Origin of the sequence: Butyrivibrio sp. LB2008, from assembly GCF_000621565.1 — a bacterium.
In the GTDB taxonomy this organism is placed as follows: Bacteria; Bacillota; Clostridia; order Lachnospirales; family Lachnospiraceae; genus Butyrivibrio.
The window spans coordinates 424,020-444,668 of record NZ_KK211306.1 but is presented as its reverse complement, the minus strand read 5'-3'; the positions used below and the strand labels follow the sequence as shown (position 1 = coordinate 444,668).

General features: G+C 41.0%; 22 protein-coding genes and 1 tRNA gene. 13 read left to right on the top strand and 10 right to left on the bottom strand.

Annotated elements, in window-relative coordinates; all coding sequences use genetic code 11:
* Positions 1 to 78: 78 nt before the first annotated feature.
* Together T356_RS0114570 and T356_RS21655 are read right to left on the bottom strand one after the other, a co-directional pair.
* A complete protein-coding gene (locus T356_RS0114570; protein ID WP_026515119.1) occupies positions 79 to 429 on the bottom strand; it encodes a mannan-binding lectin in 351 nt (116 codons plus the stop codon).
* A gap of 390 nt (positions 430 to 819) precedes the next feature.
* Positions 820 to 1,434, bottom strand: a complete 615-nt coding sequence (locus T356_RS21655) for a hypothetical protein (RefSeq protein WP_255346981.1) — start codon at positions 1,432 to 1,434, stop codon at positions 820 to 822.
* Between the two features lie 120 nt (positions 1,435 to 1,554).
* Here T356_RS21655 and T356_RS0114560 point away from each other — a divergent pair, with 120 nt between their 5' ends.
* A complete protein-coding gene (locus T356_RS0114560) occupies positions 1,555 to 2,520 on the top strand; it encodes a hypothetical protein (RefSeq protein ID WP_026515117.1) in 966 nt (321 codons plus the stop codon).
* 35 nt (positions 2,521 to 2,555) lie between these two features.
* Here T356_RS0114560 and T356_RS0114555 read toward each other — a convergent pair whose 3' ends face one another.
* The gene (locus T356_RS0114555; RefSeq protein ID WP_026515116.1) at positions 2,556 to 3,599 is read right to left on the bottom strand and encodes a PD-(D/E)XK nuclease family transposase; all 1,044 of its coding nucleotides are present in this window, start codon (positions 3,597 to 3,599) and stop codon (positions 2,556 to 2,558) included.
* Between the two features lie 201 nt (positions 3,600 to 3,800).
* On the opposite strand from T356_RS0114555, the gene T356_RS0114550 reads away from it, so the two are divergent.
* Positions 3,801 to 4,790, top strand: a complete 990-nt coding sequence (locus tag T356_RS0114550) for a hypothetical protein (protein WP_026515115.1) — start codon at positions 3,801 to 3,803, stop codon at positions 4,788 to 4,790.
* Positions 4,791 to 4,993: 203 nt separating this feature from the next.
* Here the strand turns inward: T356_RS0114550 and T356_RS0114545 are convergent.
* From T356_RS0114545 to T356_RS0114535, 3 genes are all read right to left on the bottom strand, one after another.
* Positions 4,994 to 5,065 (bottom strand) — tRNA-Trp (locus tag T356_RS0114545).
* A 168-nt stretch (positions 5,066 to 5,233) separates the two neighbouring features.
* The gene (locus T356_RS21340; protein WP_197020924.1) at positions 5,234 to 6,145 is read right to left on the bottom strand and encodes a VanZ family protein; all 912 of its coding nucleotides are present in this window, start codon (positions 6,143 to 6,145) and stop codon (positions 5,234 to 5,236) included.
* Complete coding sequence (locus tag T356_RS0114535) at positions 6,142 to 6,696, bottom strand: flavin reductase family protein (protein ID WP_035781311.1); 555 nt, start codon at positions 6,694 to 6,696, stop codon at positions 6,142 to 6,144. Before T356_RS0114535 ends, T356_RS21340 begins: the two co-directional genes overlap by 4 nt.
* A gap of 310 nt (positions 6,697 to 7,006) precedes the next feature.
* On the opposite strand from T356_RS0114535, the gene T356_RS0114530 reads away from it, so the two are divergent.
* From T356_RS0114530 to T356_RS20905, 8 genes are all read left to right on the top strand, one after another.
* Complete coding sequence (locus T356_RS0114530; protein WP_026515113.1) at positions 7,007 to 7,228, top strand: hypothetical protein; 222 nt, start codon at positions 7,007 to 7,009, stop codon at positions 7,226 to 7,228.
* Between the two features lie 178 nt (positions 7,229 to 7,406).
* On the top strand, positions 7,407 to 7,625 hold the full coding sequence (locus tag T356_RS0114525) for a hypothetical protein (protein WP_026515112.1): 219 nt from the start codon (positions 7,407 to 7,409) through the stop codon (positions 7,623 to 7,625).
* A 219-nt stretch (positions 7,626 to 7,844) separates the two neighbouring features.
* Positions 7,845 to 8,354, top strand: coding sequence for a translation initiation factor IF-3 (gene infC / locus T356_RS0114520; RefSeq protein WP_081777868.1), 510 nt, complete (start codon positions 7,845 to 7,847; stop codon positions 8,352 to 8,354).
* Positions 8,355 to 8,420: 66 nt separating this feature from the next.
* Positions 8,421 to 8,621, top strand: a complete 201-nt coding sequence (gene rpmI, locus T356_RS0114515) for a 50S ribosomal protein L35 (protein ID WP_026515110.1) — start codon at positions 8,421 to 8,423, stop codon at positions 8,619 to 8,621.
* 175 nt (positions 8,622 to 8,796) lie between these two features.
* Entirely contained in the window at positions 8,797 to 9,153 is a 357-nt protein-coding gene (gene rplT, locus T356_RS0114510; protein ID WP_026515109.1) for a 50S ribosomal protein L20, read from the top strand.
* Positions 9,154 to 9,426: 273 nt separating this feature from the next.
* On the top strand, positions 9,427 to 10,872 hold the full coding sequence (locus T356_RS0114505) for an aminoacyl-histidine dipeptidase (RefSeq protein ID WP_026515108.1): 1,446 nt from the start codon (positions 9,427 to 9,429) through the stop codon (positions 10,870 to 10,872).
* 47 nt (positions 10,873 to 10,919) lie between these two features.
* Positions 10,920 to 11,480, top strand: coding sequence for a TetR/AcrR family transcriptional regulator (locus T356_RS0114500; RefSeq protein WP_026515107.1), 561 nt, complete (start codon positions 10,920 to 10,922; stop codon positions 11,478 to 11,480).
* Positions 11,481 to 11,574: 94 nt separating this feature from the next.
* Positions 11,575 to 11,892 (top strand): DUF1858 domain-containing protein, encoded by a 318-nt coding sequence (locus T356_RS20905; protein WP_081777867.1) that lies wholly within the window; start codon positions 11,575 to 11,577, stop codon positions 11,890 to 11,892.
* A gap of 106 nt (positions 11,893 to 11,998) precedes the next feature.
* Here T356_RS20905 and T356_RS0114490 read toward each other — a convergent pair whose 3' ends face one another.
* Together T356_RS0114490 and T356_RS19615 are read right to left on the bottom strand one after the other, a co-directional pair.
* The gene (locus T356_RS0114490; RefSeq protein WP_026515105.1) at positions 11,999 to 13,879 is read right to left on the bottom strand and encodes a methyl-accepting chemotaxis protein; all 1,881 of its coding nucleotides are present in this window, start codon (positions 13,877 to 13,879) and stop codon (positions 11,999 to 12,001) included.
* 80 nt (positions 13,880 to 13,959) lie between these two features.
* Positions 13,960 to 16,674 carry a translation factor GTPase family protein gene (locus tag T356_RS19615; RefSeq protein ID WP_035781202.1) on the bottom strand — a complete coding sequence of 905 codons (2,715 nt, stop codon included), beginning with the start codon at positions 16,672 to 16,674 and terminating at the stop codon, positions 13,960 to 13,962.
* A gap of 160 nt (positions 16,675 to 16,834) precedes the next feature.
* Between T356_RS19615 and T356_RS0114480 the strand changes: the two genes are divergently transcribed.
* From T356_RS0114480 to T356_RS0114470, 3 genes are all read left to right on the top strand, one after another.
* Positions 16,835 to 17,371: a DUF4870 domain-containing protein gene (locus tag T356_RS0114480; protein WP_026515104.1), complete on the top strand. Its 537-nt coding sequence runs from the start codon at positions 16,835 to 16,837 to the stop codon at positions 17,369 to 17,371.
* A gap of 68 nt (positions 17,372 to 17,439) precedes the next feature.
* Positions 17,440 to 18,351: a TIGR01212 family radical SAM protein gene (locus T356_RS0114475; protein ID WP_035781200.1), complete on the top strand. Its 912-nt coding sequence runs from the start codon at positions 17,440 to 17,442 to the stop codon at positions 18,349 to 18,351.
* Between the two features lie 124 nt (positions 18,352 to 18,475).
* Entirely contained in the window at positions 18,476 to 19,372 is an 897-nt protein-coding gene (locus T356_RS0114470; protein ID WP_026515102.1) for a ComEC/Rec2 family competence protein, read from the top strand.
* Positions 19,373 to 19,633: 261 nt separating this feature from the next.
* Here the strand turns inward: T356_RS0114470 and T356_RS0114460 are convergent, their stop codons facing one another.
* Together T356_RS0114460 and T356_RS0114455 are read right to left on the bottom strand one after the other, a co-directional pair.
* Positions 19,634 to 19,945, bottom strand: coding sequence for a YbjQ family protein (locus tag T356_RS0114460; protein ID WP_026515100.1), 312 nt, complete (start codon positions 19,943 to 19,945; stop codon positions 19,634 to 19,636).
* Entirely contained in the window at positions 19,926 to 20,567 is a 642-nt protein-coding gene (locus T356_RS0114455) for a MerR family transcriptional regulator (protein ID WP_026515099.1), read from the bottom strand. The genes T356_RS0114460 and T356_RS0114455 overlap by 20 nt, the downstream gene beginning before the upstream one ends.
* Positions 20,568 to 20,649: the final 82 nt, after the last annotated feature.

Here is a 20,649-nt window from a genome sequence, read left to right as displayed (position 1 = left end):
TTCTTTTCAAGTTCGTCTTGATAGCCGGCGGTTAGAATTCCAGCGTGTGATGCGATGATTGCCCAATAGTATGGTCGTTTAGAATTTAAACTTGCACTGACATACACTCATCTTTCCCCAGGTTTCTTCGGGGGTATGCCACTGGCCGGTCCATTCTCCGCCGTAAGATTCACATATGATAGGACATTTTACTTTTGCATCTTCATTATCCCAGATAGGTCCGGCTATTATATCAATAAGCAATTCGGATGAGCCTGTTCTAGTGGTATCAAATTCGCATCCACACACGCTCATTTCTCCATTCACAACAGTTTTCCACTGGCCGTTCCATGTTCCTAAGTGCGCTGCACAGATAATGGGACACTTCTTTTCTGCATCTTGCTGATTCCAAATAGGTCCTGCAGGGACATCAAGCGTAAATTTTGCCATAACTAAATACCTCCTCAATCAAAATTTTTATTTTCTTTTCGTGTTCTAACTTATGGTTAGATTATTACAGCATTTTAAATTTACGACATGAAATTTTTGTAACAGGCAAATATCGATGCTGAAAAGTAAAAAATATTGGCTGAAAGATACGAGTGCCCCCGAGGTGACAGTTTGGAAATGTGCTGTGTACGTCTGCGGTGTGTTTTTCTGAAACTTATAAAAAAGCAAATGCCTCATTTCACGTTGTTCAGAGAAATCGGCATTTGCTTTTTTATAAGTTCCGAAAACCATCATCCTCGTCCGAAGACAGTGCATTTCCAAACTGTCACCTCGGGGGCGGGGCGTAACTTTCGGACATAAATGTATTAGTTAGTCTTTGACATTGAGTGATTATTTGCTTTGGTATTTTTGAAGCTCTTCCTGCAGCTTGGCGATAGTGGCTGCTTGCTCAGCTATGGTGGCATCTTTTTCTTTGTTTGATTCCTCGAGTTGATCAACCATATATTTAACAGTGTTATCATCTAAGATTTTAAGTTCTTCCGAAAAAAACATAGTCATCATCCTCTCTGTGTTCTGGCATATACTATACAAATCATAGTACAAAGGTTTGAAGTTGGGATGTGTATCTATAAGATTCAATATATATTCCGATTCGTCACATCCCAGAAATGTAAGCCATGCATCCAATTCGCTCTGTACACCACTATTATGGAGTTTTTCCAGGAAAATATCAACGGGGATAAAGATGAATTTTTGAAGCATATTAAGTTCAAGACCTGTGTCCGAAACAGTAGTGAATTTATGTATATAATCGTCTTTGAATTCTTTGAATGCGCTTGGTGATTTTTCCAGAAAAACGATTGTATATACGGGTGAGATGTCTTTGTAAGAGAATTTCTTTTTCTTTTCATCTCTGATGCGCTTATATTGTCGTAGCAGTAAGTCTGCAGAGTAGCAGGATGCGCGTTCGCCTGTGAAGGCGTAGCCTATCTTTTGGACTTCAATCCATGATATCAGACAAATATTAAGAACTGTTGTAGATTATTCTTAATTTTTCTTAAGAAATAGCGGGGGATATGCTACTATGGTCTATTGGAGAGATTTATACAGAAAGAGGATGAGTGTATGAAAAATAAGTTTGTAAGTGTTTTACTGATGATCATGGTGATGACTGTTTCGGCGTGCGGAAGAAGTGCCGAGGGGATTGAGGAGCCTGCTACAGTTGGAATGACCGGAACGGAAGAGGTATCTGATAGTGTGACAGAAGAACAATCAGTGGCTGCTGCAACGGCATCTACGGAAGATGCTGGCAAGGAAGCTGCAAGCACGGTAGAGATTAAGTATGACTGTACTTATCTAAAGGAGGAAGCAGGTGCGTATACATATTCATTAAAAGATGAAAGTGTTATTGCTAAGTATAACGAATTATATGCGGAAGCATTTGAAGAGCTTATAAAATCTAATGAAGAGGATAGCAGCTTTATGGATCAAAGCTACATTCCTTCCAATCAGGCGGTTTCATCCAATCTTTTATACAGGGATACAAAGGAGGAGAAGGTTGTAAAAACCGGATCTAATTTTGAGATGGATTATGGTTTTGATATTTTAAATGTTGGATATACATATGTGGATCTGGACAGTGACGGTGTCTTTGAATTGATATTTGGCGTGTTGCATGGCAGTTATCCGGAAGATGATTATGTGAATAATTTTGAAAGGGCATATACGCTTGTTGACGGAAAGCCTATCAAGATATGTGAGGGCGGACGCAGGTCATATTACTATCTTGGATCGGATGGCTGTATTTATTATTATGGTAGCTGCGGAGCTGATTACAGCGGAATATGGAGAGTTCATTTTGATGCGTCAGGATTAAAGGGTGCAGAGAGTGTAGACTGGGGAGAGATTGGATTTGTAGATGATGAGTTTTATGGTTATTGGGAGAGGCCTGTTCATGTGATGGGGCCGATCACTAATCTTGATGAAATGGCGAAGTTGCCTGAAAATAGTATATCTAGTGCTTTATATGATGAGTGGGAACAAAGAAGGGTTAAGATAGATTGGATTCCGATGGGGGAATATCTGAAATGATGAGAGGCCGGATCGTGGAATCCGGCATTGCAAATTTATTTGCTTTGATATTTTTGAAGCTCTTCCTGCAGCTTGGCGATAGTGGCTTCTTTATCTAAAAGCTGAGAGTTTGCGTCAGAGAGCAGCTTTTGTGCATCGGTAAGCTGCGACTTGGTATCAGAAAGTTGAGTCTTAGTATCATCAAGTTCCTCTTGAAGCTCATCAATCATGTATTTAACTGTGTTACGATCAAGTATCCTAAGCTCCTCAGAGAACATATTCATCATCCTTTCTGTGTTTAGACACATGTTATATAAATCCTGATACATTGCTTTAAAGAAAGGATACTTTTCAATCAATTTGATAATGAACTCAGGCTCATCGCATCCAATAAATGTAAGCCATGCATCTAATTCGCTTTGTATACCACTATTATGGAGTTTTTCAAGGAAAATATCAACAGGGATAAATACATAGTTTTGAAGCATGTTAAGCTCAAGACCGCTATCAGATACAGCTGAGAATTTGTGGATAAAGATATCTTTGTAATCCTTAAATGGTTTTGGACTACTTTCGAGGAATACGATAGTGTATACCGGAGCAATGTTTTTGTAAGAAAAATTTTTTTTAAGCGCATCTCTTACTCTTTTGTATTGACGAAGCAGTAAGTCTGCTGAATAGCAAGATGCTCTTTCTCCTGTGAAAGCGTAACCTAGTTTTTGAACTTCAATATTGGCAAGAGTTCCGTCCTCGAGTTCGACAACTATATCGGTAATGACAAGAGACAGTTCATCTCCGATACGTGTGTTGTCATTCGGAAGTTGATATTTTACAGTGACTTTTTTACCGATAATGATACTTAATAATGCTGACAAGCGTTCAGGCGTGTACTCTGGATTGAGGATTTCTTTGAAATAGCAGTCATAGAGCATCTTTACACCTTTGCTTCCGGTACATATAGATAGAAAGTCCTCCTTTTGATCTTCAGACCAGGTTTCAAATTTTTCGCGAAGAGTATCATTTGAATTGATTTCTTCAAGAATCTGCTCCTTTGTTTTGATCATTGGAAATAATTTAGATAGATTAGTTTTGCTGTTCATGCAGCTCCTCCTGAAAAAATAGATTTGGCGAATCCGCCATGCATCGACATAGAATGATCATTGAAAGATCGTCGACTTAATCCATGATATCAGACAAATATTAAGAACTGTTGTAGATTATTCTTAATTTTTCTTAAGAAATAGCGGGAGATATGCTACTATGGTCTATTGGAGAGATTTATACAGAAAGAGGATGAGTGTATGAAAAGTAAGTTTGTAAGTGTTTTACTGATGATCATGGTGATGACTGTTTCGGCGTGCGGAAGAAGTGCCGAGGATACTGAGGCGCCTGCTACAGCTGGGACGACTGAAACGGAAGAAGTATCCGATAGTGTGACAGAAGAACAATCGATGGCAGCTGCAACGGCTTCTACCGAAGATGTTACCAAGGAATCTGCAAGCACGGTTGAGGTTAAGTATGACACCACTTATCTCAAGGAGGAATCTGGTGTGTATACATATTCATTAAAAGATGAGAGCGTTATTGCTAAGTATAACGAATTGTATGCGGAAGCATTTGAAGAGCTTATAAAATCTAATGAAGAGGATAGCAGCTTTATGGATCAAAGCTACATTCCTTCCAATCAGGCGGTTTCATCCAATCTTTTATACAGGGATACAAAGGAGGAGAAGGTTGTAAAAACCGGATCTAATTTTGAGATGGATTATGGTTTTGATATTTTAAATGTTGGATATACATATGTGGATCTGGACAGTGACGGTGTCTTTGAGTTGATATTTGGTGTGTTGCATGGCAGCGATCCGGAAGATGATTATGTGAATAATTTTGAAAGAGCATATGCACTTGTTGACGGGAAGCCAATCAAGATATGTGAGGGCGGATGCAGGACATATTACTACCTTGGATCGGATGGTTGTATTTATCATTATGGTAGCGGTGGAGCTGCTTACGGCGGAATATGGAGAATTCATTTTGATGCGTCGGGATTAAAGGGTGCAGAGAGTGTGGATTGGGGAGAAATTGGATTTACAGAGGATGAGTTTTACGGTTATTGGGAGAGACCGGTTCATGTGATGGGGCCAATCACTGATCTTGATGAGATGGCGAAGCTTCCAGAGAATAGTATATCTGATGAGGATTTTATCTATGATGAGGAATATGGTTATGGTAAGTGGGAACAAAGAAAGGTTAAGATGGATTGGATTCCGATGGGGGAATATCTGAAATAATTAAAGGCCGGATCGTGAGATCCGGCTTTGTGTAATTGTATTGGAAAGAACAAAGAGTTGCTTTGCAACTCTTTGCGCGCCGATGCGCGCAAGCTTTAGCTTGCATAATTCATCTGCGCATCGGTCGCATCCATAGCGGAGCGTTTTTTATTTGATATTTCAAATAAAAAAGCTTGAAAACAATCTGTTTTCAAGCTTTTTGACAGGGGAAGAGGGATTCGAACCCCCATGAGCGGTTTTGGAGACCGGCATACTAGCCATTGTATGATTCCCCTATATATACGGTTTGTCGGCACATGTCGCACCAACGAATGAAATTATATCATAGCATTTTGGGCTTGTAAAGAATAATTATAAAAGAGTTTTTACGATTTTCGGGATAGGCTCTTATTGCAAAAACAAAAGACCGCAAATTAAAGCGGTCTTAATAATTCTTGAACAGATCAGAATTTAGGCTTATTATACATCTCTTTTGCAGAGTCATAATACCTTGATTCTGCCTTTTGGGGCACCATATTTTTGGATTTATTGATAGAAGTAATATTGTCTTTATTATACTTTGAAGACATTGTATTAAAAGGTATTCTTCCTTCTGTAAGAGTCTTTTCAAAGAAAACATCTACTGCATCTTCAATGGTCATTCCATGATTGGCATAGAGTTCTTCCAAGCGGGCTTTTTTCTGTTTGTCTATTTTGATATTTAAAGTTGTATCTTTAGCCGGGAGTGCCGACATAGATATCACGTCCCCAAAATAAGACTTTATTAATGGCTTTTGGTGAATCTTTTTATTTTTTCTTTTGCCTTTGTCCTTGTTAGTGTCTTCATCCTTATGATTGGACAGCGGTTTGAAAATGGTCATTCTTCCTGTCCAGCCGACAATTCTTGTGAGTATTATTCCGGTAAGGGCTCCGCAGGAGTCTATCATTACATCTTTGGGCGATGGCCCTCGTCCGTGGACAAAGGATTGATGGAATTCATCAAGGCTTGCATATCCAAAGCAGAAAAGTCCTGCAAAAATGATCAGTTTCATGCCCCTTACGCCATATACGTACAGCGGGAACGCGACAGATACTCCCAAAAGGAAGTATTCCGTGTAGTGCGCGGTTTTTCTGACATAGTACTGATATTTTGTGGAAAGCTGATCGATATGGGCATCGCTCCAGCCTTTATCGAGCACCTTATTTGTAACGGTAAATATCTGTACGCCCACTTTGTAACTTAGCTGGCTGCTGGTCGTGCCTTCCTGGGATGAGAGCATAAATATAATGCACATCATCATTATTGCTGGTAGAAAGGACATCGGTTTTAATACGAATCTGAGAGTTTCTTTTATGTATAATAAAAAATATTTCATTTTTTCCTTTTTGTTGTCTTCTTTTTTGCTACGCTGTATCCGAATTTTCCTATCTTTTCACCGAGAGTAAAATATTCTCCGTGTGAGTATGAGATCAGGTCTGCGGCGCGCAGGTCAAATTTTCCTTTGTTGTTGAGTAATTTTTCATCAACGGTAACGCCCAGTACTTCGGCCACAAACATATCATGACTTCCGAGTTCAAGGATATTTTTTACTTTGCATTCAATATTTACGGGGCTCTCTGCGATTCCGGGAGCTGATACGAATCTGGACTCTTGCGGTGTCAGATGCATTTCTTTGAACTTGTCATAATCTTTTCCTGATCTTACTCCGCACCAGTCGGTTGCGGCGGCGAGCTTTCTGTTTGTGAGATTAACTACAAATTCGCCCGTCTCTTTCAAAATATCATAAGAGTAGCGTTCCTTACGAACAGATATAGACAACATCGCAGGTGAGCTGCAAACATTTCCTGCCCATGCAACAGTAATGATATTTGGCTTCTCGCCTTCCCTTTGGCAGCTGACCATAACTGCAGGTATGGGATACAGCATGTTTCCGGGCTTCCATAATTCTTTTCCGTTTTTGTTTTCCAATGATCTCACCTCATTATCATCAATATATTTCAAAAGTATATCACATCACCAATGTTAAGTGACAGTTGTATGAGGAATCATGCTGATACGTACAAAAGAGGTGAAATAGAAGGAAAAATGAAATGTTAATCAAAAATTTAGTAAATATTGCTATTGAAGTGCGTAATTGCGCAGGTATAATAAAAGAGTATTGTAAATGATAAATAAAAATAAACAATTATAATGGGGGAATTACTAAAATGTTTTGTGACAGAGAGGAGAAAAAAGTATGAAAAGATTTCATGCGATCATGGCTGCATCTGTTATGGCAGTTTCAATTATGGCTTGCGGACAGGAGGCTGAGCAGTCAGATTGGTCTGAGGCAGAAGCAATCGGAATAGTAGAAACTGTTGTAAATACCGAGTCTGATGATAATACAGATACAGCTACCGCTACCGAGAAGGCAGAAACAGAACTTCCGGCGAGTGAAGTTGAAGGCGCTACGTATTGATAAAACAAGATTGCAAATAGTAGCATAATAAAAGGATTACATGCGTATCGGGCACCGGCTTGGCAATGACAAAATTTGTTTATATTGTTTTTATTTTTACTCCACAAATTAGAAACATTCCTCCTGTAATATTATTAGCATCTACTATTTAAACCACAGAGGGGAGGTATAGGAAATCATGCGTGGATTTGAAGCAGAGATCGCAGAATATGTCGGAAATTATACGAGGCGTCGTGGATATCCACCGACAGTTGAGGAGCTTATCAGTACTTTTGGCCTGATAACCGTATTTTGTGCGATGTTCTACATATTGAATCTTTATAGGATCGGTATGATAAGAAACAGCCTGTTCTTTGGAACAAACGATCTGTTGCTTATCCCTGTAAAGACAAAATGATAATTGAATAAGAATTGAAATAAAAAGTTGACAGAGACTTTTTACTGTGATATATTACTTTAGTATTTGATAACAAAGCAGAGTATCCACTCTCACCCTGCGGCATAGCCAGCAGGCGTTAATATCTTTTCAAGAATAATACCATCAGGTTTTTTATTATGACTAGAAAAGTGGATACATTGCGTATTCACTTTTTTTTATTTTGCGGAGGATAAAGCCATTAGCGAGTTATTTATCAATGAACAGATTAGAGCTAAGGAAGTTCGTGTAATCGGAGTAGAGAGCGAACAGCTCGGGGTAATGTCAATCCAGGATGCCAGAAAGATAGCTGATGATGCGGGTGTGGATCTTGTTATGATCGCTCCAAATGCTAAGCCACCTGTTTGCAGAGTTGTTGATTATGGTAAGTTTAAATATGAGCAGCTTCGCAAAGAAAAAGAAGCAAGAAAGAAGCAGAAGACTGTAGAGATTAAGGAGATCAGACTTTCTCCCAATATCGACAAGAATGACCTTAACACAAAGGTTAATGCTGCCAAGAAGTTCCTTGAAAAAGGAAATCGTGTAAAGGTAACACTTCGTTTCCGTGGACGTGAGATGGCTCACATGGGAGCAAGCGTACATATTCTTACAGATTTTGCCGAGGCGCTTAATGATATTGCTGTTATTGAGAAGCAGCCTAAGGTTGAGGGACGTAGCATGGCAATGTTCCTTACAGAGAAGAAGAACTAAGGTTTTTACCAGTATTTTTGGTTGAACAATATAGAATAAACTTAAGATTCACAGGAGGATTTAGTTATGCAGCAAAAGATGAAAACAAAGAGAGCTGCTGCCAAGAGATTTAAGGTTACTGGCACAGGCAAGCTTATGAGAAACAAAGCGTATAAGCGCCACATCTTGACAAAGAAGTCCACAAAGAGAAAGAGAAATTTGAGACATGCAGGACTTGTTGATTCTACAAATGTAAAGGCAATGAAGAGCATTCTTCCTTACGCTTAATCAGAGCACTTAGCGAGGTTTTATCGAGCTATGGGGATATACTTACATGAGGTTTTGTCGAATTTAGTATATATCCCATAAGCAGAACACATAGCGAGGTTTTATCAAGCTTAGTGTGAGTTATGGCATCAACGGTTTGCAAAATGTTTTTTAAAAATTTTAGGAGGATATTTAAATGGCAAGAGTTAAAGGCGCATTAAATGCCAAGAAAAAGCACAATAGAGTATTAAAACTTGCAAAAGGTTACAGAGGAGCAAGATCAAAGCAGTATAGAGTTGCAAAGCAGTCAGTTATGAGAGCACTTACTTCTGCATTCGCAGGACGTAAGCAGAAGAAGAGAGATATGAGATCTCTCTGGATTACACGTATCAATGCTGCAGCTAGAATCAACGGTCTTTCATACAGCAACATGATGCATGGTCTTAAGCTTGCAGGCGTAGACATCAACAGAAAGATGCTCGCTGAGCTCGCAGTTAACGATCCTGAGGGATTCAAGACACTTGCAGAGCTTGCAAAGACAAAGATTGCATAATAAGTTAAAACATGCGTTGATAAAACGATATTGTTGCGATAGAATAAAGAAGTCTCATTCGAGACTTCTTTTTTTATTGAATAGGAAATTTCTCTGAAATTCCCTATTCAATAAAAAAGCTCCGCAGGGATGCGACCGATGCGCAGATGAATTATGCAAGCTAAAGCTTGCGCGCATCGGCGCGCAAAGAGTCGCGAGCGACTCTTTGTTCATAAGAACTTAATAAGCTTGTGGCAAATTCAGTGACAGCAGCACTAGCTATGGAGGTAACAAATGTCAGTATTAGAGAACTTAGAACCCAAAGAGGTTTTTCATTTTTTTGAGGAAATATGTAATATCCCGCACGGGTCCAGAAATTTGGAGCAGATAAGCGCTTATCTTGTCTCTTTTGCAAAGGAAAGAAATCTGGAAGTTATATGTGACGATGCACTAAATGTCATCATTAAAGCTCCGGGTTCAAAGGGATATGAGGATAAGGAACCGGTTATTCTTCAGGGACATATGGATATGGTCGCTGTAAAAGAAGATGATTGCGATATAGATATGGCTAAAGAAGGTCTTAGGGTAAAGACAGACGGAGAGTACATCTGGGCTGATGGCACAAGCCTTGGCGGAGATGACGGAATTGCGGTGGCTTATATCCTGGCACTTCTTGATTCAAATGATATTCCTCACCCTCCGATTGAAGCTGTGATCACAACAAATGAAGAAATCGGTATGCTCGGCGCTACAGAGCTTGATCTGTCTATGCTCAAAGGCAGGAAGATGATCAATATAGACAATGAAAAAGAGGGCGAGTTTATTACAAGCTGTGCCGGCGGCGGTACATTTTACTCTGAAATTGCCATCAAACGTGAGAAGGTTTCGGGCATCAAGTGTAAGATTGAGATCGCGGGACTTAAGGGCGGTCATTCCGGAGAAATGATAAGGCATGGAAGAGGAAATGCTGATATATTATGTGCAAGGACTATGCTTGAGGCAATGGATGAGGCTGAGCTTCACATAGTAGATTTTAACGGCGGATTTGCGGATAATGCGATACCTTTTGCATCTATGGCAACTGTCATTATTCCTGAAAAAGATATCGAAAAAGTCAGAGAAAGCGTTGCACAGACGCAGGAGAACGTGAAAGGTGAGCTTGATATAAAAGATCCCGATGTATCAATTTCTTTTACCGAAGTAGGAAAAGCGGAAGAGGATTGCATCGATAAGGAAAGCGCAGGGAAGTTCTTAAAGATGATAATTTCAATGCCTAACGGCGTGCTTGCTATGAGCGCGGCGATTGAAGGGCTTGTTGAGACATCAGTAAATATCGGTATTGTAAAGACAACTGAAGATATGGCACAGACTGTTCAGTCTCTCAGAAGCAGTGTCGGATCATCCAAGGAGATGCTTATAAGGAAGCTTGAAACTGTGGCGGAAGCCTTTGGTGCGAAGACTTATATTACCGGAGAATACCCCGGATGGAAGTATAGACGTACTTCTGAGCTTAGAGATCATATGGTGGCTGTATATAAAGAACTATACGGAAAAGAGCCTGTACTTCAGGCTATACATGCAGGTCTTGAATGCGGAATTATCAGCAACAAGATAGAAGACCTTGATTGCATATCCATAGGCCCCGATATGGATGATATCCATTCGGCAAAGGAGAAATTGTCGGTTCAGTCGGCAAAGAATGTCTGGGAGTATCTGAAGGCTGTTTTGGAGAAGTTTTAATAAATCTTAGGCTGCATAATATGTGAAATATCCGGGAGGATGATCGCATGGATGATATTAAGGAAAGAATTATTGACGAAACAATAGAGCGATTTAATAAAGACGGGCTCAAGTTCACGCTTGATGATCTCGTAGAAGGAATGCATATAAGCAAGAAGACGGTTTATAAGCAATTTGGAAATAAAGAAGAGCTGCTTAAGAGTGTTGTTGATTATGTTTTTGATGCAATCCGCGAAAAAGAAGAAGAAATAATCGCAGATGATTCTCTCGATCTTTTGGAAAAGATCAGGCGTGTTGTGTTATGCCTTCCTGATAAATATAAAGATATTGATTTTATAAAAGCTTATCAGATAAAGGACAAGTATCCGGACGTCTATGATCATATAGTGCACAAGATTGACAATAGCTGGGGGAATGCAGACAAGCTTTTTGCCGAGGCTATAGAAAAGAAGCTGATAAAAGATGTTCCTCTTGTATTTATCCGTCTTATGATAATAGGGTGTACTGTGCAGTTTATAACGTCCAAAGAAGTGATGGATACAGGACTTAGCTACGAAGAAGTCATGGAAAGCATGATGAGCGTTATAATGGCAGGAATTGTATTATAATGTGAAAAAACATACTTGCGGGAAATAAAAGTGTGCGCTAAAATGATTTTGCACAATTTATTATGAGTGATTGACTTTTTAGAACGGAGTGCATATGAGCAGTTTAAAGGATCTGTTCTTTGGAAATGATGAAGAACAACGCAATAGTGAAAGTGAGGAGATTAAATTGGCAAACGAAGAAGTAAAAAACGAATCAGGTGCTGAGGCACTTGTTACTACCGATATGTTGGTCGGAGATCTTTTGGTAAAGCATCCGCTTGCTTCACAGTTTTTGATGGAGTGCGGAATGGGATGTATTTATTGTCCTGCTTCCCAGATGGAAACACTTGCAGAGGCATGTGCGGTACACGGCATTGACAGTGAAGAGATAGTAGATGCGCTTAATGATTACCTTATGGAGCACAACGCGTGATTGATACGTTCATGGATATATGATCCGGTAATACATTCTTTATCAAATTAAAAAGGAGAAAAACTTATCGTTTGTACGAAAGTTTTTCTCCTTTCATATTTTTATCTTATTTTATGGTCGAGTCTTTTGCGGTTGCATCTTTTTTGAAAGCTTTCTTCTTGGAAGGCTGTTTTCTTGAAGGTGTTTCCGCGGAAGCATTTATATCTGCCGGAATCTGAATCTTGAAGTACTTAACGTTTGCGGTAAGCTCTTCGGCAATCTGCTGGAGATCTCTTGCCTGACTTACGACAGATTCCATGTTGGTATCAAGTTCCATAAGTGATGCGCTTGTTTCCTGGGTGGAAGCGGCATTCTCCTCGGATATACTTGAAAGTGACTCGATAGAGTTAAGGATGTTCTCTTTATCGGAGTTCATCATCTCAACGAGGTTTGCAATCTGCTTGTTACCTTCTTCGGTTTCCTGAAGGAGTCTGAGCATTTCATCGAATGATTCGCTCATTGCTTCAAGGGCAGCAGCTTCATTTGTAGTGGCAGTCTTGATACTTTCGGTAAGTTCTTTGTTTGTATTTGAATAGTCGGTAATTGTTGAAAGCATGTTGGTGATCTCGCCTGCAAGGGCATTTGTGTCACCTGCAAGGTTCTTGATGTTGTCTGCTACAACCGCAAAACCTTTTCCTGCCTCACCGGCTCTTGCAGCCTCGATAGAAGCGTTGAGCGCAAGAAGGTTTGTCTGGCTTGCGATTGAAATAATAGATTCAGCAGCTGTGGAAATCTGTTCAACAACATTTGCTGTCTCATTAACTGACTCTGCAACACGTCCGGCCATTTCGTCTGTCTTCTGATCCTGAATCTTGATCTGCTCAAGCTGTTCTTTAACCTTGGTAGATTCGTTATAAACAAGACGGCCTTTCTCGAGGTTTGAGTTTGCTGAATCAAGTACGCTGTCGACAGAAGAACCGATGTTGATAGTGATGGAAGATGTGCTCTGAACATCTTCAGCCATAGCGGTAGCACCTGATGCAAGATCGTTTACCGCAGAGCTTATATCTGTTGTGGTCTTCTGAGAACTTGTAATTGAATCTTTTGCAAGTTCTGCCTTGCTGTTTACTGTGTCAGCGTGGTTGATGACTTTAAGAAGGGCGTGTCTGAGTTCGTGTCTCATTCCTTCAAGAGAAGCGGCAATATTGTTGAAGTCTTTTATAATGCTGTTTGGTCTTATCTTTGTAACGAAATCTCCGGTTGCAATATTCTTTACTGCGCGAGATATACTTTTTAAGTTGTTTACGATATTGATGAGCATAATGATCGTGAAGACAAGAAGTACAGCAGCAATAATACCGAATAAAGATGAGCTGATGATGATGCTTCTGTTTATTGCGGCATTGTTCATTTCTTTCTCATCATTTGCCCATTTCTCGGCAATTTTGGTCATTTCGGTAAGATATCCTCTTGCTACGGCAAAGTCATCCGTAAGCTTCTTGATCTCACCTGAACCTGCGTTGTACTCATCCGAACCTGTTCCGAGAGTCTGGTCGTAATCGTCCTGCCATACAGCCAAAGCTGTAACGAAAGATTCGTAGGTTGCAGAGAAAGTAGCTCCGGAATCAGATGTGATAGTGTTGTATAGATAGGAATTGCGCTGGGCAAGCTCATTTGCGGCATTTACCCTGTCACTTGTAGAAGTGATGCAATTTCTGGTGTTTTCCATATATTCGGTAAGAAGGCTCATATTGGCAAACTTAAATTCTGACAGATATCGTGATATCGAAAGCATTGCTTCATTGAGGTCTCGATCGGCATTGACCAATTCAAAATTGATGGTATAAAGCATATCGTAGTAGATTTCTTCGTCAGTTTTCTCGATGTTCTTCATTTGGACATTACTGAATATAATACTGCCTACAAGTGCGATTATAAGCGGTATTGTAACCATCAACAGAACTGCAGACATGCTGGCGTGAAACTTAGGTTTACGTTTTTCCTTCATAGAAACAATTACCTCCGTGTCAGTCTATTATAATTATATAATTATATCGGCAATTTAGTAAAAAAGTTAATGATATTTTTCTAAAATTTATGCTTTTTTTCCAAAATCTTATCGAGTATAGATTGGCGGGTTGCTTCGACTTCTTTCCAGAATTCCGAGGCGGACATTCTGATCGCACCTGCGCTGAATACGATGACTTGCTCTATCGCATCAGAGGTGGCAACGGTCACGCGGTATTTCTTGCTGATTTCATGAGCTGCTTTTTCAATGTATTGGTCGGCAGTCTCGGCTTCTTTGGTATATATCACTGTCAGGTTGCCGATCTTATCTATATGCTCTTTTCCGCCCGGAACCTTATAGGCGTCAAATACAAGGAGAACTTCTTCACGTCTGTATCCCTGAAAGTTTGAGAGTATATCGACAAGCGAGTCTCTTGCGGCTTTCAGGTCTTTTCGCGCAAGGTCCTTGAGCTCTTCGGAAGCGTATATCACGTTGTATCCGTCAACAAGGAGATAATGTTTGGATGCTTCCAGAGCGGCTTTTTCGGCTGCGGCCATATTTCGATGTTTATTGGTCTTTTCCTGCTCTACAGCAAGATCTCTGTTATTATCTGCAGCAATGCCATCTTGCGGGGCAAGAACAGATCTGTCATCTGTGTATCGCGGTTTTATTTCACCGTAAGTTCGTTCAAAAATGTATTTTAATTCATTTTCTGTTGCAAAATAGTCTTTTTGTTTCTCTGCAAAAGAACGTGTGTCTTCTTGAGATTTTCTGTTGTTTAGCCTTCGGATGGCCTCCGGATCAATATCTTGGGTGAGATCCGTGATTGCATCCGATGATGCATAATTTGACTTTTTTGTATTTATATGCATATGGCTTGGCGCTTCATCCCAGGGTATCAAGGTTGCCGCTCCGTGCATGCAAAATACCGAAGAAGAGGGATTGTCATTATCCAGATCCGGGTCATAGCCTGAAGATGCGATCACTTCCTCTGCGTTATGGCAAGGTCCGTATCCGTGAAGGGTAGTAAAGATATGACCTTCACCTCTTGTATAAGCGGAAAGTTCATGTGCATATTCTCCGAGACAGGCAGCGGGTACGGTTCCCGTAAGTACCGATCTGTCACCTTCAATATCCGGAAGCCCCACGGTACCGTTCATCATCTGTATATCTGTCAGGGCTCTTCCCACGCAGTCCTGCGGAAGCTCTATCCTGTAATCAAGTATCGGCTCGAGAAGCACGGAATCGGCCTGCATGAGTCCCTGCCTTATGGCTCGGTAGGTTGCCTGCCTGAAATCACCGCCCTCGGTATGCTTTTCATGGGCTTTCCCGGCGATGAGTGTGATCTTCATATCCGTTATCTCGGAACCTGTCAGAACACCGCGATGCTTCTTTTCACCAAGGTGAGTCAGGATAAGGCGCTGCCAGTTAAGTGCGAGGTCATCGGTCGGACAATCTGATGAAAAGACAAGTCCGCTTCCCGGTTCTCCGGGTTCCATAAGAAGATGTACTTCTGCATAGTGACGTAGCGGTTCAAAGTGTCCTACGCCTTCTACAGTATTAGCGATTGTTTCCTTATATACAGTGTGTCCGGGGCCAAATTCCGCATCGATATCAAAACGCGTTTTCAGCATATGCCGAAGTATCTCTTTTTGAACTTCGCCCATTATCTGGATTTCAATCTGTCCCGTCTCTTCAAGCGAAGTTACCCGGAGCATCGGCTCTTCCTCTTCAAGGAGCTTGAGCTGCTTGTATACGGGAATTGGATTAATGTCTTCGGGAAGAAGCAGGGTGCAGGATAAGATGGGCTGAAGGATTTCCGAAACATTGCTTCCTTCCAAAATGCCGAGTCCTTCACCGGCTCTTGTCTTGGACAGACCGGTTACGGCGCAGACCATACCGGCATATGCGCTTGGTACGGGCTCAAATTTATCGCCTGAATAAAGGCGTATCTGATCGATTTTTTCACCACGAATGCTGTCTCTGACATTCAGAACACCGCTTGTTATCTTGATATGCGTAAGTCGGTTTCCTGCGTTGTCCCTGCTTATCTTGTATATGCGTGCGCCGAATTCTTTTGGCGTTCCGTCAGAGTTTTTGGCTTCAGAAGAAAGGCTCGGGGCAGCAAGGCAGATAAGATTCAAAAGCTTTTGGACACCGTTGTTTTTAAGGGCGGAGCCAAAGAGAATGGGGAAACATTTTCTTTTTCTTATGAGGCGGATTATGTCTTCCGAAGTTATCTTATTTCCTTCGAGATAACTTGATAACAGCTCTTCGTCGCACATGGCAAGTTCTTCATGAAATTCATCTTCAGGCAGATCTTCATTAAAAGAGGTGCATGAAGATGAGAGATTATCCCTGATAGAAGAGGTTGTAGAAGAGATATCGGTGCCGGGCTGGTCGGTTTTGTTTACGAATATCACGGTAGGAACATTGTAATGTTCCAAGAGCTTAAACAACATCTTGGCCTGTGAAGTAACGCCGTCCGGAGCACTGATTATAAGAATGGCAATATCAAGAACCTGCAGAGTCCGTTCCATTTCGGGAGAGAAGTCTGTATGTCCGGGAGTATCAAGAAGATTGATACTTATGTCGTTGTAATCAAAAATAGCCTGCTTGGAAAAAATAGTTATTCCGCGGGATCTTTCGAGTTCGTATGTATCAAGGAAAGTGTCTTTGTGATCGACTCTTCCAAGCTTTTTGATCTTCCCTGAAAGATACAAAAGACTCTCCGAAAGAGTGGTCTTTCCCGCATCAACATGGGCAAGTATGCCTATGGTTATATTTCTTTTCATTTGCTCTTTTCCTTTAGAGTTTACTATGTAGATATGTTACTATTTGCGATATTTTTAGGCAATTGAATAGTGGACTAAAATGCGGTGTCTTGCAAATATTTTTCACAGAATGTACAATAATTTGAAAGTAAATAGCAGTTTGGGGTAGGAGGTAATTTGAATGAAAATTTGTCCTAATTGTGGGAAAGAGTTGGCAGATGACGTAAAATTCTGCGAAAAATGTGGCTTTTCTTTGGATACAGCAAGCCAGAATCAGACAGGTGACCAGAACGCTGCTCCACAGGATGCTAATGGAGCTCAGATGCAGCAGGGGTTCAATCAGAACGGAAGTTTTAATCAGTTTTCGTCTCAGTATGTGGAGTTTGATCCCAAGGATCATACTGCAGAGTATGATGCACGCGATATTGCCGATAATAAGTTATTTGCGGTACTTGCATATACAGGCTTGATGGGAATGATAGTTGCTCTTTTGGTGAACAATTCACCTTTCGCAAGATTCCATGCGAAGAACGGAGCAATGCTCGAAGTGGCAACAATTATTTCTTTGGCCATCATGATAATTCCTTTTGTGGGATGGGTGGTTTCACCTATTGTAAATGTAATCTTACTTATAATAAGAGTCATAGGTTTTATAAATACACTTAAAGGAAAGGCAAAAGAATTACCTATAGTATCTGATATAGGCTTCCTTGGATAATCAAAAAATTATTATGCGAGCAGGTGTTTTGGATAAGGCACCTGCTTATTTTTTCCGGGAGATAAATCATGCCAAGAAAGCTTTCAGCTTATTTAAAAGAAATTTATGGAGAAAAGATATACAGACTTTCCCTCTCGTCAGGATGTACATGCCCCAACAGGGACGGCTCCATCGTTACTCCTGACGGAAAAAAGCTTACAAAGGGATGCACTTTTTGCTCAGAGCAGGGTTCGGGTGAGTTTGCGGCGCAGATCGCACCTATAGATGTGCAGATTGAGGATGCCAAATCAAGAATCCGGCAAAAGACCGATGCAAAGAGCTTCATCGCATACTTTCAGTCCTATACGAATACCTATGGCGATGTGGAAAGACTGGCTAGGCTCTATAATGAGACCATAGACAGAGATGATGTCAGGATATTGTCCCTGGGAACAAGACCTGACTGCCTTGGAGATGACGTAATGGAGATGCTTGCAGCTCTTAATAAAAAGAAGCCTGTCTGGGTGGAACTTGGACTTCAGACTATACATGAAGAGACAGCACGCAGAGTAGACAGAGGATATGAGCTTAGAGTTTTTGAAGATGCGTATAAAAGGCTCAAAGAAAATGGCATAACGGTTATAGTGCATATTATCCTGGGGCTTCCGGGTGAGACAAAAGGGGATATGCTAGAGACGGTTAAGTATCTTGCGAATCTGACACCTGTACTTGACGGTATAAAGATTCAGAATCTTCAGATACTAAAAGGAACTTCGATATATGATGAATTTGTACGTGAGCCGTTTCCTGTTATGTCAATGGAGGAGTATACGGATCTTGTGCGTGAGTGCGTAGCTCTTTTACCCGGGGAGACCGTAGTGCACAGAATGACCGGCGATGGCCCCAGACGCCTTCTCGTAGCGCCGCTTTGGAGCCTTGATAAAAAGAGAGTGCTTAATATGCTTAATAAAAAGTGTGATGAGATTTTTTACCGGCTTTGATGATATTTAGGTATATTTAAGGTATGAACTATAAACTTTATAATGGTACGCATTTTGCAGAATATGGTAAAATGCTGATACTTTAATATAAGATACTACAGGAAGACGGGATAAAGGGGGACATATGAAAAATAAACTGGTAGTAGCTTTAACTATGATAGCAACAATTTTTTCAACTGCTTCATGCAACAGAAATTCCAACGCGCTTCAGCCGGGCGATGATACGGCGGAAGAAGTCTATGCGGATGAAGCGAGTAAAAATCTTACACCCGATCCCGATTCGGAGATCACGATCACAGCATTTAAATGCGGAAAGGCAGATGCTTTTCTTTTAAGGACTGCAAATCATACTGTTGTAATAGATACGGCAACCGAGAAAAAAGGTGACAATTTCCTTGAACTTATCGATGAGCAGGGGATTGATACCATAGATGAGATCATAATCACCCATTTTGACAAAGACCACATTGGCGGCGCCGACCAGATAATCCGAAGTAAAAATGTCGGAAAGGTCTACACCACATATCTTTCAAAGGACTCGGATGATATAACCGAATATTACAAAGCACTCAAGGAAAAAGGCTATAAAGACCTTATCGTAAAAGATGTTATTTCTTTTAAAGAGGACGGAGTCGTATATACCATATATCCGCCCGAAGCGGTGAATTATAAGAGCAGTTTAAGCAACAATTCATCCCTCGCGATCAAAGTACAGTGCGCCGACAAGACAATGCTGTTCACCGGAGATGCCGAAGAAGAGCGCATTAATGAGCTTATCTCAACAGACGGCCTTGAATGCGATGTCCTCAAAATGCCACACCACGGCCGTTTCAAGAAAAACCTCGATGAATTCTTGAACCGCGTCAATCCCAAGTACGCAATAATCACAGCAAGCAAAAAAGACCACGAAGATGCCGAAACAGTAGGATTACTGGATAATAAGGGGGTAGAAACATATATTACCCGTGATGGAGATATTACGATTACAATGAACGCCGAAGGCATAACAATAGAGCAGTAGAACATGGGCTGTTGCACTGAACAATCAGTGTGGCAGCCTTTAATAAATCTCGGGCGCGTGGGCAGGGGCGTGGAAAATGTGCAGTTTTCGGACGAGCAAGATGATTTTCAGGTAAAAAAAGAAACGAAAATGCTGACTTCTCTGAGCAACGTCGAAAGGAAGCATTTTCGTTTCTTTTTTTGCCATGAAAATCACTGCGCAGCCGACCACAAGCATTTCCACGCCCCTGTCCACGCGCCCGAGATTTATTAAAGGCATCTATCACCTAATCTTCACTGCAGTTCCGTATGCGACGATTTCTGCTGCACCCTGCATGACTGCGGATGAGCCGTAGCGTACGCCGACGATTGCATCGGCGCCAAGGCTTGTGGCTTCGTCAACCATACGCTTTGTGGCAATTTGCCTGGCTTCTGTGAGCATTTCTGTATAGCCTTTGATCTCACCACCAACGAGAGTCTTCATTCCAGCCATAAAATCTCTTCCTAAATTCTTGGACTGTACAACAGTTCCTTTCACGAGTCCGAGAGCCTCAATCTCTGCTCCGGGAATAGTATCAATACTTACTAGCTTCATCTTCTTCTCCTCCTTCGATTTCCTTAAACCTTTGTCTTAATGCAAAAATACAACCAACTATTACAGCAATGCCTACAAACATGATAACAATGAACAGAGGCATCGGAGTTCCGCCGCTTACACCTACTGTAAGGAAGAAGAGTAAGTAAGCGACCATCATTGCCAAAATTACTGCAGCTGCCAACAGAGCGCCCAGTTTCTTTTTTTTGACGTCTGTTTTGGATACATTCATGAACTTTCCACCCCTTTCTTCGATCTTATGCATTTCTTCGAGATATTCCTCTGCTTTAAAATCAGAATAGTCAGGATTCTTGTCCTTTACGGAATCACACAGCTCAATCGCGCTCTCTAAGGACGTGATCTCACTTTTTAAATTGCCGCTCTGTTTCTCAAGACACATGCCCAGCGAAAGCTCTTTTTCCTGAACCTTGCGAATGTCCTCCAGAGGAACGGAGAGCTTTCTTAAGAACTTAATCTTCATAAGCTCATCAACATCCTTAAGAGAATACTCCCTATACCCATTCTCCGGATCCCTCTCCGGCGAAAGAAGCCCCTGCTCCTCATAAAACCGGATATTCTTCTTGGTAATCCCAACCAGTTCCTCCACCTGACTAATCTTCATAAATATCTCTCCATCGCCCCGATCAGCTTGTTGATAAAAGAAAAATACACCTTCCACAAACTGGAAGGTCAATACTTTACAG